Here is a 12486-nt window from a genome sequence, read left to right as displayed (position 1 = left end):
TGAAAGGTCGTTTAGCCATAACTCCGATGGTTCGCCCGCGTTTTATCCGGTGCGGGCAAGTGCCCGTATCCATGTCTGGAAGGCAGGGAACCTATGAGACGGGTTACCCGAAACGGTGTGCTCGCCGTCGTCGCCGCCTCCGGTGCGATGGCCGCGGCGGGAGCCGCGCACGCCGACTCCTCGGCCGACGGGACCGCCGCCGGCTCGCCGGGCGTGATCTCCGGCAACAGCATCCAGCTTCCGGTGCAGATCCCCGTGAACGCGTGCGGCAACACCGTGAACGTGGTGGGGCTGCTCAACCCGGCCGCGGGCACCACCTGTGTGAACGAGGCCGAGGCCGCGCACCCCGAGGGCCCGCCGCCGGGATCCGCCGCGGGCGGCGGCACCACCGGCTCGCCCGGCGTGATCTCCGGCAACGGCGTCCATCTGCCGGTCGAGCTGCCGGTGAACGTCAGCGGCAACACCGTGAACGTGGTCGGCATCGGCAACCCCGTGCTCGGCAACGAGTCCGTCAACACCCCCGGCGGCGAACCCGCGAGCCCGCAGGAACCCCCGCGCACCCCGCAGCACCCGCCGAAGCCCGAGCCCCCGTCGCGGCCCGCCCCCCACGCCGAGCCGCCCCGCACCCACCCCGCCGGCCCGCCGGCGCGCGAGGACGCCCCGCCCCAGCACGCCGCGCTCGCCCACACCGGCACGGACGCCACCCTGCCCGCCGCCGTCGGCAGCGCCGCCCTCCTCCTCGGCGGGCTCGCCCTGCACCGCACCGCCCGCCGCCGCGCACGCGACTGACGGGCACCCCCCGCTCCGGACGTCCCGCGTCCGTCCGGGCGTCCTCCTCGCCCGGACGTCCTCCCCACCGGCCCCACCCGGTGGGGCCCGTCCGCCCGCGCCGGCGCGCGGACCCGGGCGTACCCTGGACATGCGGCCAGGTGTACGACGGCGTGATCCCGATCATGAGCAGCCTCATCGAGGACTACGCCCTCCTCAGCGACCTGGAGACCGCCGCGATGCTCGGCAGGGACGGGTCGGTCGACTGGCTGTGCCTGCCCCGCTTCGACTCGCCCGCGTGCCTCGCCGCACTGCTGGGCACCGCCGACAACGGCTACTGGCGCATCGCCCCGCGCGGCGCGACCGGCCCCTGCGCCCGGCGCGGCTACCGGCGCGACACCCTCGTGATGGACACCGAGTGGGAGACCGGATCGGGCCGGGTCCGGGTCACCGACTTCATGCCGCCGCGCGCCCGGCACCCCTGTCTGGTGCGGATCGTCGAGGGGCTGGCCGGCGCGGTGACCGTGCGCAGCGAACTGCGGCCGCGCTTCCACCAGGGCCGCGTGGTGCCCTGGACGCACGGCGACACCGGACGCTGCCGGGTCGCCGTCGCCGGACCCGACGCCGTGTGGCTGAGCACCGACGGACCCGTCGACGACCGCGGCCAGGACGGCACCGACGCCGACTTCACCGTCACCGCCGGCCGCAGACTCGCCCTCACCCTCGCCTGGGCGCCCTCGCACCACGGCACCCCGCCCGCCGAGCTGTGCGTCCCCGCCGACACCGCGCTGAAGGAGACCGGCGACTTCTGGCGGCACTGGACCGCCCGATGCCGCTACCAGGGACCCTGGCGGGACGCCGTGGTCCGCTCGCTGATCACCCTGAAGGCCCTCACCTACGCCCCCACCGGCGGCATCGTCGCCGCGCCCACCACCTCGCTGCCGGAGACCATCGGCGGCACCCGCAACTGGGACAGCCGCTACTGCTGGCTGCGCGACTCCTCCTTCACCCTGTCCTGCCTGCTGCGCAGCGGCTACCACGAGGAGGCCACCGCCTGGCTCGGCTGGCTGGTGCGCGCGGTCGCCGGCGACCCCGCCCAGCTCCAGACCGTCTACGGCGTCGCCGGCCAGCGGCTGCTGCCCGAGACCGAGGCGCCCTGGCTGTCCGGCTACGAGGGCTCCACACCCGTACGCTTCGGCACCGCCGCCATCGGCCAGCGCCGGCTCGATGCGCACGGCGAGGTCCTGGACACCCTCTGCCAGGCGCTCGCGGCCGGCATCGACCTGCCCCCGCACATGTGGAGCGTGGTCAAGGCCCTCATGGGCCACCTCCAGGCGCACTGGCGGGAACCCGACCAGGGCCTGTGGCAGACCCGCGGCCCCGCCCGGCAGTTCGTCCACTCCAAGGTCATGACCTGGGTCGCCGCCGACCGCGCCCTCCGCCTCGGTGCCCTGCTCGGCGCCGAGGTGCCGGACGCCTGGCGGGAGCTGCGCGACCGGGTGCGCGCCCAGGTGTGCCGGTACGGCTGGCACGCCGGCCTGCGCTCCTTCGTGCAGTCCTACGGCAGCGACCGCCTCGACGCCTCCGCCCTGCTGCTGCCCCCGCTGGGGTTCCTGCCCGCCCACGACCCCCGGATGCGCGACACCGTGCATGCCCTGCGGGCCCTGGAGCACGACGGGTTCCTGCGCCGCCACACCCCCGACGACGGCCCCGAGGGCACCTCGGTGGCCTGCTCGCTGTGGTACGCGGCCGCCCTCGCCGCCCTCGGCGAGACCGGCCCCGCCCACGCCGCCTTCGAGCGGGTGCTGGCCATCCGCAACGACGTGGGGCTGCTCGCCGCCCACTGGGACCCCGACGCCCACCGCCAACTGGGCAACGCCCCGCTGGCCTTCAGCCATGTCGCGCTCATCGGGACGGCGTTCGCGCTGCGGGACGCTCCGCCGCCGTCCCGGTGAGCAGCACCATCCCGGTGTCCCCGTAGTCCGGCAGCGTCGGGTCGGCGTCGATCCGGGTCACCGACAACGCACCGGTGAGCGGCGCGAACACCTCCCGCACCGCGTCCGGGTCGACCGGGCAGCCCGGCCAGCGCGACTCGGGCCCGATGCGGTAGGTGGGCATGTTCTCCATGAACGCGGCCACCAGGAACCCGCCCGGCGCCACACACCGTACGAACAGCCCGCAGAACTCGGCGAACTCGGCGAAGTCCTCGGTCGCGCCCTCCGCCACGAAGTGCATCGACGCCAGCCCGTAGCCGCCCGGCTCCAGGTCCCGTACGTCCGCGTGCACCACCGTGACCCCGGCCAGCGCGCCCGCGAGGGTGGCCGGCACGTCCGGGTTCAGCTGCCGGCACAGCGCGTGGAACGGCAGCCAGCTCGCGTCCGGCGCGCACAGGATCTGCCGTTCCAGATAGGCGATGTTGCTCGCCCCGGTGTCCACCGCCTCGATCCGCCGGCAGGCGCCGGAGGCCAGGATCAGCGGATACAGGTTGGGCCCGGCGCCGAACTCCACCGACCGCGCCACGCCGCCGCGCGGCAGGCCGCGGTAGAAGGCCGAGTGATGGGCGATCACCGCGGCGTCCGAGGGGTGCAGCGCCCGGTAGTTCTCGGCGAGATAGTCCGCCACCGGCCAGCGGTCCCAGTCCACGTCGTCGTTGTGGGTGGTACGGATCTCCATCGCCTGTCCCTCATCCCCTCGTCCGCAGCGGGAAGCGCTCCGCCAGCCGGGTCAGCGTCGCGTTCAGCCGCTCGATGTCGGCGTCCGAGTTGAGCGCGGTCACCTGGATGCGGAAACCCACCCGGTCGCGCGGCACCAGCGGATAGGCCGCCAGCGTCACGTAGATCCCGGCGTCCCACAGGAAGGCGCCGACCGCGTCCAGGTCCTCCGCGCGGGCCAGCGGCACCTCCATGATCGGCAGCCGGTCCCGGTTGAGGGTGGCCACCCCGAGCGCGTCCAGGTGGTCCAGCACCCGCGTCGTCTTGCGGTACAGCTCGGCGCGGATGACATCGCCGCGCCGGTCGTTGACGTCCAGCCCGGCCAGCGCGGTCGCCAGCGACGCCGTGGGCGAGGGGCCCGAGTACAGATACGGGCCCGCCGCCGTCTTCAGCCGGTTCTTCAGCTCCGTGGGCAGCGCCAGGAACGCCAGCAGCGACGAGTACGCCTTGGAGAAGCCGCCGACCAGCACGATCCCCTCGTACGACTCCCCGGTGTGCCGCACCACCCCGTTGCCGCGCGAGCCGTACGGGCACAGCTCGCCCGGGCCGCGCTCCCCGATCACCCCGAAGCCGTGCGCGTCGTCGACGTACAGCGTGGCACCCCGCGCCCGGCACACATCGGCGAGCAGCGGCAGGTCGGGGAGGTTGCCGCTCATGCTGTCGACGCCGTCCAGGCACACCAGCCGGGGCGTGCCCGGCGGCGCGGCGGCCAGCAGGCCGTCGAGCTCCTCGACGCGGCCGGCGTGGAAGCGACGCAGGGCGGCGCCCTGGGCGCGGGCGGCGACACAGCCGTCGTAGATCGTCCGGTGGGCGGTGGCCTCCACGAACACGCTGCCCTGTTCGGCCAGGACCGGGATCACCGAGGAGTGGATGAGGGTGATCGTCGGCAGCAGCAGGGTGTCCTCGGCGCCCAGCAGAGCGGCCAGCCGCTCCTCGATGTCCGGGTACAGCCGGGGGCTGCCCAGCAGCCGCGACCAGCTCGGGTGCGTGCCCCAGCGGCGCACCGCCGGTTCGACCGCGGAGATGACCTCCGGGTCCCAGTCCAGACCGAGGTAGTTGCAGGAGGCGTAGTCGATCAGCCAGTGGTCGCCGCTGCGGATGTGCCGGCCGCGCACCTCGTCCAGGACCGCGTCGCTCATCGGGCTGCTGCGCCGCAGCCGCTCAAGGCCCGCCGAGCGGGCCGCGGGCCGCGGCGGTGCCACGGGCACGGGCGTGGCCGGGGCGGGCGGGGCGAGCCGGGTGCCCCCGCCGTCGCGCAGCACCCGCTCGCTCTGCTCCACCGTCATGGGCCGGGCGAACAGATAGCCCTGCCCGAACCGGCAGCCCATGTGCGCCAGCAGATCCCGCTGCTCCACGTCCTCGATGCCCTCGGCGATGACCTGGAGCCCGAGGGTGTCGGCGATCCGGACGATGCCCTCGACGAGAGCCACCTGCTGGGGATCGCGGGTGATGTCGTCGATGAACGTCTTGTCGATCTTCAGTACGTCGATCGGGAAGTCCCGCAGATAGCGCAGCGAGGAGAACCCGGTGCCGAAGTCGTCGACCGCGATGTGCACGCCGAGCCGTTTCAGGGAGGCCAGCACGGACTGGATCTGCGCGTCCCGGCGCAGCAGCACCGTCTCGGTGAGCTCCAGTTGCAGCGACCCCGGCGCCAGCCCCGGCGTGCGCAGCGCCTGCGCCACCTGGTCCAGGAAGCCGACGTCACGGAACTGGCGGGCGGAGACGTTCACACTGATGTACGGCGGGTCGCCGGACGCCGGGAGGCGCTGGAGCCCGGCGATGTCGTGGACGGCGTTCTGCAGCACCCACGAGCCCAGCACCGCGATGTGCCCGGTCTCCTCGGCCAGGGAGATGAACTGCTCCGGCGGCACCGGGCGGCGCGTGGCGTGCGGCCAGCGCACCAGCGCCTCGAAGCCGACCACCTCACCGGCCGCGATGTCCACCACCGGCTGGTAGCGCAGCGCGAACTCCCGTCCCGCGATCGCCTGCCCCAGCCGGCTCTGCAGATCGTGCCGCTCCACCATGCGGGTGTGCAGCAGCGGCTGGAAGCGCCGCCACTGCCGCTTCCCGGCCGCCTTCGCCGCGTACAGCGCGAGATCGGCGTGGCTCAGCAGCTCCTCCGCGTCGACGCTGTCGCGGGCGGTGGCCACGCCGACGCTGGCCGAGACGGTCACCTTCTCGTCGGCGAGGTCGAAGGGGCGGCTGAGGGTCTGCACCACCTGCGCGGCCAGCAGCTCGGCGTCCAGCGGCCGGCGGGCGTCCTCCATCAGCACCGCGAACTCGTCGCCGCCGAGGCGAGCCGCGGTGTCCGTGCGGCGCAAGGTGCGGGTGAGGCGCCCGGCGACGGCGATCAGCAGATGGTCGCCCGCCGAGTGCCCCATCGTGTCGTTGACCAGCTTGAAGTCGTCCAGGTCGATGAAGAGCAGACAGGTCAGGGACGATCCGCGGCGGCCCCGCAGCAGAGCGCGTTCGATGCGCTCCAGGAGCAGCGTCCGGTTCGGCAGGCCGGTCAGCGAGTCGTGGAAGGCCCGCTGGGTCAGCTCGTGCTCCAGGCGCCGCTGCTCGGTGACGTCCCGCAGGGTCACCACCAGCCCGACGACCGTGGACTCGTCCCGGAAGTCACTGCACCTGACCTCCACCTCCACCCGTTCGTCGCCGCGCCGCACCCACCAGTGGTCGTGCGCGTTGCGCGGCCCGCCCGTCCGCAGGGCCGACAGCTCCCGCGCGGCGCGCGGCCGGTCGCGCGGGTCCAGCAGCTCGGGCAGCCGCCGGCCGGTCAGGTCCGCGGTGCCGAACACGGAGGCGGCGGAGGGGCTGGCGTAGCGGATCCGGTCGTCGTCCTCCACGATCAGGATCACGTCGGAGGCGTTGCGCACCAGGGTGCGGAAGTACGCCTCGCTCTCCTTGCGGATGATCTCCTGGCGCAGCTTGACCCGCTCCAGGGCGAGCCCCGCGTGGGAGGCGAGGATCTCCAAGGAGCGCCGGGTCTCGGTGAGCCGCCGGGACGGGCCGGCGACGAGCAGGACGCCATGGGTCTGCTCGGCGACCCGTTCGCGCGGGGTGAGCGGGCACAGCAGCACCGTCTCCAGACCGACGAGGTCCTCGCCGAGGGCCGGGCCCAGGCCCTCGGGCCGCATCAGCCGGGGGCCGCGCAGACCCAGCTCGGTGACCCGCTCCGCGGACAGCAGCAGCGTGCGGTGGGGCACGGCCGGCCCGAGCAGGGTGTCCACCGCGCCTTCGCAGGACCGGGCGACCTCCTCCGTGCGGACCGCCGACACCAGCGAGGCGGCCGCGGAGCGCAGGGCGTGCTCGCGGGTCATGGCCCGGCGGTGCGCCACCACCATCCCCGCCAGGCGCAGGATGACCAGCAGGAACAGCCCGCCGGAGAAGGCGGCGATGACCGACGCGTGCCGGGGCCGGTCGGTCAGGCTCTCCACGAGCAGGATGCCGGGCGCGATCAGGGTGGCCAGCGCCAGCAGCACCAGCCGGCGCGGGAGCGGCAGCAGCGACTCGCGGCGCGGCGCCGGGGCGGTCAGCTCGACCATCGACGGGTGCAGCGCGGCCAGGCCCCAGGCGGTGTAGAAGACGATCCACCCGGCGTCCAGAAGGGTGCCCGTCTCCCACATCGAGTTGAGCTGCAGGACGCCGTAGGCGATGTCGAAGCTGAGCAGCGTCGCCGTGCCCAGGACCAGCAACTGCACCGAACGGTTGGGGCCGGTCAGCGGGCCGCGGATCAGCAGCCGGGCCAGCAGGGCGAGGACGAGCACGTCACCGAGGGGGTAGGCGATGCTGATGGCCCGCTGCTGCCAGGTCAGCCCCGCCACCCGCGAGGTCGGCTCCACCACGTACACCCACACCGGCAGCGCCAGCCCCGCGGTGACGATCAGCGCGTCGAGCAGGCTGGGCACGTCGTACCCGGACCAGCGGTAGCGCACCAGGCCGGACAGTCCGATCGCGAACAGCGGGTAGCAGACCAGGTAGCAGGCGTCCGCGGGGGAGGGGAACGGATTGGAGGCCGCGAAGTACTCCTCCATCACGTTGTAGTACGTGTCGCCGGTGACGAAGAACAGCAGCCCGGCGGCCAGCACGCACCACGGCCACATGTGCGCGGGCCGGTGGATCAGGGTGCCGGTGACCACGGCCGCCACCCCCGCCAGTCCGATGACGGCCCACAGCGCGGCACGCGTCGCGGGCACGGTCAGATAGACGGCCGTGAGGATCACGACCAGGGTCAGATGCGCGGCCATCAGCCGCTGCGGCGGCAGCAAGGGCGGTCGCCTCCTTGTGGGGGAGGGCGCCGGGCCGTCTGCCTGGTCCGGGCGGAACTCGATGGTAGGCATCGCCGGTCCGCGCCTGCATCTCGTGGGGATCAGGCCCTGGTGGCGCGGGCGGCGGCGCCGGATGTCGGCCGCATGTCTCACTCCTCACCGCTCGGACGCCGGGCGGAACCGGCGTAGCCGCGCGGGTTGAGCTGCTGGAAGTGCCAGGCGTCCCGGCACATCGCGGCCAGGTCCCGGGTGGGCCGCCAGCCCCAGGCGCGCGCCACCGCACTCGCGTCGGCGACGAGCTCGGCCACATCGCCGGGGCGGCGGCCGACGATCTCGTACGGGATCGCCCGTCCGCAGGCCGAACCGAAGGCGGTGACCACGTCGAGGACGGAGCTGCCCGTCCCGGTGCCGAGGTTGAAGACCCGCATGCCGGGGGCGTCGGCGAGATGGTCCAGGGCCACGCGGTGGGCCTCGACGGTGTCCATGACGTGCAGATAGTCGCGGATCGCGGTGCCGTCGGGGGTGGGGTAGTCGCCGCCGAAGACCCGCAGCCGCTCCCGGCGGCCCACGGCGACCTGGGCGACGTACGGCATGAGGTTGTCGGGCACCCCGCCCGGGTCCTCGCCGAGCAGGCCGCTGGGATGGGCGCCGGCCGGGTTGAAGTAGCGCAGGCAGAGCACCGCGAACTGGGGCCAGTACCGGCAGACGTCGGCGAGGATCTGCTCGCACAGCCACTTGGAGGTGGCGTAGGGGTTGGTGGGGCGCGCGGGCGTCGTCTCGGCCAGCGGACCGCCGCCGGTGTCGCCGTAGACCGCGCAGGAGGAGGAGAAGACCAGCTGGTGGACGCGGTGTTCGTGCATGACGGACAGCAGGGAGGTGGTGCCGCCGACGTTGGTGTCGTAGTACTGGACGGGCATCCGTGTCGACTCGCCCACGGCCTTGTGCGCGGCGAAGTGCACGACGGCGTCCACGGAGTGTCGGTCGAAGACGGCCGAGAGGGCGCGCCGATCACGGATGTCCAGTTCGTAGACGGCGCCGACGAAGCGGCCGGCGATCCGTTCCACGCGGGTGAGGACCTGGGGGGTGCTGTTGGAGTAGTCGTCGACCACGATCACCTCGTAGCCGTGGTCGAGCAGATCGACGCAGGCGTGGCTGCCGATGAAGCCGGCGCCGCCAGTGACGAGGACCGTCGAGGGGGTGCTCGCGGTCCGGGCCCCGCCGTACGACGTCCTGGCGTCCACGGTGCTCACCGGCCCCGCGAGGCCGCCCCGCGGTACAGCCGTCCCCGGACTGCCCACGAGGCGACCGCGGCGGGCTCCGAGGGGCCGCCGGCCGCGGCGGACGCGAACGGCAGAGCAGGGATCGCGAGGCCGGGTCCGGTCCGGCGGTCCCTCGGAGCGGGGAGGCGGCGGGCGCCGGGGGCGACGCGCGTGCGCGGGGCCGCCCGGTGCCCGCCCGGCGGCGCGGGCCCGGCCCCGACCGGCTCCCTCGGGACCGGCGCCCGGCTGCCGCGTGGCTCGGTGTGCGTCATGGGGACGCTCCTGCGGTTGGCGCTGTACGCTGATGCAGTACGTTTACGTCGTATATATACGACTTTGCGCGCCTCGTCGGCCTACGTCAAGGCGGGGGCGGCCGGACCGGAGCCCGGCTCCGTCGGCTCGTCAGCCCTGTGCGTCCTGCCGCCCGTAGAAGCGGTGGACCAGGGCCCGCACCTCCGGTACGAGTTCGGGTACCGGGCCTTCCACGGTCACGTCCGGGGCGATCTCCCGTACCGGCAGCGTGCGGACCGGAGGCAGGGGTGCGCCCAGGTCGCCGAACCAGGTGCCGAGCTGCTGCGAGGAGGCCACGTACACGATCCGGCCCAGGCCCACCCAGGCGTGGGCGGCCGCGCACATCGGGCAGTGCTCGCCGGAGGTGTACACGGTCGCGCCGGCCCGCTCCTCGGGGGGCAGGTGCGCCGCCGCCCAGCGGGCCAGCTCGAACTCGGGGTGCCGGGTGCGATCGCCGCCGGCCACCCGGTTGCGGTCCTCGGCGCGCACCTTGCCGTCCACGTCCACCAGCACCGAACCGAACGGCTCGTCCCCGGCCTGAACGGCCTCCGCCGCCAGCTCCACGCACCGGCGCAGATACGCCAGTTCGGCATCGCTCACCATGACCCGGACCCTCCTCGCGGCACGATCGTCCGCACCCACCCTACGGCGTGCCGGAGTTGGCCGACGGCCGCGAGGGCGGGTGCGGTTCCTGTGCGCGGGCGGGCGTCAGCGGCGGGCCCGCGCCCGGTCCAGGGCCAGGACGCCGAATGCGGCGAGGGCGATCTGGATCAGCCACTCGACCCAGTCGACGCCGTCCGTGTCGGCCACGCCGAGACCGTGCGCTATCGCGCTGCCGAGCAGGGCGGCGACGATACCGACGGCGATGGTCCACAGGACGCCGATGCGCTGGCGTCCGGGGACGACGAGCCGTCCGAGGACGCCGATCACGATGCCGATGACGATGGCGCTGATGATGCCGGAGATCTCCATCTCTGCCCCTTACATGTCAGAAACCCGCTGCTCGGGTCCCCCGCGGCGGGGGATGCAGTCCTCCGGTCCCGTGTGACGCGTGCCGAGGGCCGGTCCGCCGAGGGCGGACCGACCCCTCGTCGCGGCCGGCGCCTACGGCTTCGGCACGCTCTTCGCCGCCGTACCGGCGCACATCAACCCGAGGATCACGGCCAGGGCGCCGACGATGACGTTGTTCCAGATCACGCCCGCGTCGGGGCTGTCGCCGACGATCCACGGCGAGACGATCATCCACACGCCCAGCGCGCACATGGCCCAGCTCAGGCCGTACATGCGCTCCGGGGCCCGGGTGAAGCCCAGGGCCAGCAGGGCGATGGCGATGCCCATGATCAGGTTGTGCGGCACGAGGTCGGGCTGGCTGGTGGTGTAGTGGACTGTCCACGGGGATACGGCGCAGTACAGACCGAGCAGGAACACCGGTCCGTCCACGAGCGCCACATCACGGCCGCCGAGCATGCGGGCGTAGCGTTCCCGCATTTCCGGGGCGTCGGGGTGACTGGTGATGTCACCTCTGGGGTGCGAGACGTTGGCCATGACTCGTCTCCTTTGACTCGCAGGGCCTGACCGCGTCTGGTGCGGTGACGGGTGACCGCCGCCGCGTATCTGCATTTTGCGCTTATTTTCCCTTTATGTGTAGAGCTGGGGTGGATCGGTGTACGGGCCCTCAGTCGCGCCCGCGCGCCCGCCTGAACCGGGCGAGCCCCTCCGCCAGGTCGATGATCGGGTCCGGGTAGCCGACCGCGGCCCGCTCCGGTCCCGGCAGTCGCCACGGCTCGTGCACGGCGGGTCCCTCGATGCGGGCCAACTCGGGCACCCAGCGCCGCACATAGGACCCGTCGGGGTCGAACCGCCGTGCCTGGACAAGGGGGTTGAGGACCCGGTGGGGCCGGGTGTCCGTGCCGGTGCCCGCGGCCCACTGCCAGTTCAGCTGGTTGGCGGCGACGTCCCCGTCGACCAGCAGGTCCAGGAAGTGCCGGGCGCCCACCCGCCAGTCGACGTACAGGGTCTTGGTGAGGAAGCTCGCGGTCAGCAGCCGGCCGCGGTTGTGCATCCAGCCCTCGTGGCGCAGTTGGCGCATCGCCGCGTCGATGACCGGGTATCCGGTACGGCCCTCCCGCCAGGCGGCGATGTCGTCACCGGCCTCGCTCCCGGTGCGCCAACCGTCGTGCCGGGTGCGGTAGTCGGCGCGCGCGGCGGCGGGGCGGGCGGCGAGGACCTGGCGGTGGAAGTCGCGCCAGGCGAGCTGCCGTACGAAGGCGTCCGCGCCCGCTCCGCCCGCCGCGCGCGCCCGGTGCACGAGTTCCACGGCGGACAGCGTCCCGAAGTGCAGATGCGGGGAGAGGCGCGAGGTGGCGTCCCCGGCCAGGTCGTCGTGCCGCTCCTCGTACGCGCCGAGGCCGGTGCGCAGCCACGCGGTGAGCCGTCTCCTGCCCTCGGACTCGCCGCCCGGCGCCAGCCCCGGCGACAGGCCGGGCACGTCCTCGCGGGCGGGCATCCGCTCCGAGGCCACCTGGTCGGGCACCCGCACGGCGCGGGGCGCGCCGAGCGGAGCGCGCGGCGGCTGCTCGCTCCAGCGGCGGAAGTACGGGGTGAAGACGGCGAAGTGATCGGAGGCGGCCGGCGTCACCGCGCCGGGCGGCACCGCCCCGGTCACCGTCTCGTGCACCCGCAGCCGTACGCCCCGCGCCTCCAGCGCCCGCCGCAGCCGCTCCTCCCGGCGCTGGGCGAACCCGCTGACGTCGGCCGCCAGATGGACCTCGTCGGCCCCGGCCTCGGCGGCCACCCGGCACACCTGCGCGACCAGGTCCCCGGACCGCACGACCAGCCGGCCGCCCCGCGCCCGCAGGCTCGCGTCCAGGTCGCGCAGACAGTCGGCGAGGAAACCCAGCCGGTTCGGCACCGCGAAACCGGCCGCGGCCACGGCCGGGTCCCGCACGAACAACGGCACCACGGCACGGGCATCGCGCAGGGCCGCCCGCAGCGGCGGGTGGTCGTGCACCCGCAGGTCGGCGGTGAACAGGACGACGGAGGTGTTCATGGGGCGGAACTCCGTAGGGAGGCGGGACGGGCCGTGGAGGGACGGTCGGACTGGGCGGGGGCGGGGTGGGGCGGGCCGATGGTGGGACGGTCGGACTGGGAGGGGGCGGGGTGATGGTGGGGCGGTCGGACTGGGCGGGG

9 protein-coding genes are annotated in these 12486 nt (G+C 74.0%); 2 read left to right on the top strand and 7 right to left on the bottom strand.

Translation table 11 applies throughout. From position 1 onward, the window contains the following. Nucleotides 1-93 precede the first annotated feature (93 nt). Entirely contained in the window at nucleotides 94-789 is a 696-nt protein-coding gene (locus ACSU6M_RS03090; RefSeq protein WP_437066795.1) for a chaplin, read from the top strand. Nucleotides 790-953: 164 nt separating this feature from the next. Then, the gene (locus ACSU6M_RS03085) at nucleotides 954-2723 is read left to right on the top strand and encodes a glycoside hydrolase family 15 protein (protein ID WP_437066793.1); all 1770 of its coding nucleotides are present in this window, start codon (nucleotides 954-956) and stop codon (nucleotides 2721-2723) included. Here the strand turns inward: ACSU6M_RS03085 and ACSU6M_RS03080 are convergent. The 7 genes from ACSU6M_RS03080 to ACSU6M_RS03050 form a co-directional block, all read right to left on the bottom strand. Continuing rightward, nucleotides 2674-3441, bottom strand: a complete 768-nt coding sequence (locus ACSU6M_RS03080; RefSeq protein ID WP_437066791.1) for a class I SAM-dependent methyltransferase — start codon at nucleotides 3439-3441, stop codon at nucleotides 2674-2676. The genes ACSU6M_RS03085 and ACSU6M_RS03080 overlap by 50 nt on opposite strands. Before the next feature lie 10 nt (nucleotides 3442-3451). Then, nucleotides 3452-7726, bottom strand: a complete 4275-nt coding sequence (locus ACSU6M_RS03075; RefSeq protein WP_437074987.1) for an aminotransferase class I/II-fold pyridoxal phosphate-dependent enzyme — start codon at nucleotides 7724-7726, stop codon at nucleotides 3452-3454. A 170-nt stretch (nucleotides 7727-7896) separates the two neighbouring features. Next, nucleotides 7897-8988, bottom strand: coding sequence for a UDP-glucose 4-epimerase GalE (gene galE, locus ACSU6M_RS03070; RefSeq protein ID WP_437074986.1), 1092 nt, complete (start codon nucleotides 8986-8988; stop codon nucleotides 7897-7899). A 420-nt stretch (nucleotides 8989-9408) separates the two neighbouring features. Next, a complete protein-coding gene (locus tag ACSU6M_RS03065; protein WP_437066789.1) occupies nucleotides 9409-9900 on the bottom strand; it encodes a nucleoside deaminase in 492 nt (163 codons plus the stop codon). Nucleotides 9901-10005: 105 nt separating this feature from the next. Then, a complete protein-coding gene (locus tag ACSU6M_RS03060) occupies nucleotides 10006-10269 on the bottom strand; it encodes a GlsB/YeaQ/YmgE family stress response membrane protein (RefSeq protein ID WP_437066788.1) in 264 nt (87 codons plus the stop codon). A gap of 132 nt (nucleotides 10270-10401) precedes the next feature. Beyond that, the gene (locus tag ACSU6M_RS03055) at nucleotides 10402-10842 is read right to left on the bottom strand and encodes an SPW repeat protein (protein ID WP_437066786.1); all 441 of its coding nucleotides are present in this window, start codon (nucleotides 10840-10842) and stop codon (nucleotides 10402-10404) included. Between the two features lie 130 nt (nucleotides 10843-10972). Beyond that, nucleotides 10973-12346: a cryptochrome/photolyase family protein gene (locus ACSU6M_RS03050; protein ID WP_437066784.1), complete on the bottom strand. Its 1374-nt coding sequence runs from the start codon at nucleotides 12344-12346 to the stop codon at nucleotides 10973-10975. Between the last annotated feature and the right edge of the window lie 140 nt (nucleotides 12347-12486).

This window comes from Streptomyces sp. enrichment culture (genome assembly GCF_964272895.1).
Lineage (GTDB): Bacteria > Actinomycetota > Actinomycetes > Streptomycetales > Streptomycetaceae > Streptomyces.
This window is presented reverse-complemented; position numbering and strand designations above follow the sequence as displayed.

Coding starts and splice junctions, on each gene's coding strand:
- ACSU6M_RS03090 (WP_437066795.1), top strand. CDS start 94: ATGAGACGGGTTACCCGAAACGGTGTGCTCGCCGTCGTCGCCGCCTCC.
- ACSU6M_RS03085 (WP_437066793.1), top strand. CDS start 954: ATGAGCAGCCTCATCGAGGACTACGCCCTCCTCAGCGACCTGGAGACC.
- ACSU6M_RS03080 (WP_437066791.1), bottom strand. CDS start 3,441: ATGGAGATCCGTACCACCCACAACGACGACGTGGACTGGGACCGCTGG.
- ACSU6M_RS03075 (WP_437074987.1), bottom strand. CDS start 7,726: ATGGCCGCGCATCTGACCCTGGTCGTGATCCTCACGGCCGTCTATCTG.
- ACSU6M_RS03065 (WP_437066789.1), bottom strand. CDS start 9,900: ATGGTGAGCGATGCCGAACTGGCGTATCTGCGCCGGTGCGTGGAGCTG.
- ACSU6M_RS03060 (WP_437066788.1), bottom strand. CDS start 10,269: ATGGAGATCTCCGGCATCATCAGCGCCATCGTCATCGGCATCGTGATC.
- ACSU6M_RS03055 (WP_437066786.1), bottom strand. CDS start 10,842: ATGGCCAACGTCTCGCACCCCAGAGGTGACATCACCAGTCACCCCGAC.
- ACSU6M_RS03050 (WP_437066784.1), bottom strand. CDS start 12,346: ATGAACACCTCCGTCGTCCTGTTCACCGCCGACCTGCGGGTGCACGAC.